The organism is Adlercreutzia equolifaciens, from assembly GCF_029076695.1.
GTDB lineage: Bacteria > Actinomycetota > Coriobacteriia > Coriobacteriales > Eggerthellaceae > Adlercreutzia > Adlercreutzia equolifaciens_A.
Genome location: NZ_JARFIK010000668.1, coordinates 1 through 286 on the forward strand (window position 1 = coordinate 1; position 286 = coordinate 286).

General features: G+C 68.5%; 1 pseudogene. It reads right to left on the reverse strand.

The window, feature by feature from the left end:
- Positions 1-68: 68 nt before the first annotated feature.
- Positions 69-286: pseudogene (locus PZH32_RS14365) on the reverse strand (hypothetical protein); the annotation flags it as partial.

Here is a 286-nt window from a genome sequence, read left to right on the forward strand (position 1 = left end):
CGAAGTTTTCGTCTCGCCCATTGTAGGCGCAGCGCGCGGCCCCGTGGGCGAGGTTTCTCCAAGATGCACTAACTGCGCACGCGGGCGACGGCCTCGTGCCATCCGTCGATGCGGCGTGACCGTTGGGCCTCATCGAAGGTGGGCAGGAAGCGCTCCTCCCCTTCCCGCAACGCGCGCAGGGCCTGCACGTCGGGCCAGAAACCCGTGGTCAGGCTGCCGGCCTCGAAGTGGCCAGCATCCAGGACTGCACTCCCATCCCGCACAACGGCTGCCGCCCCAAGACGCG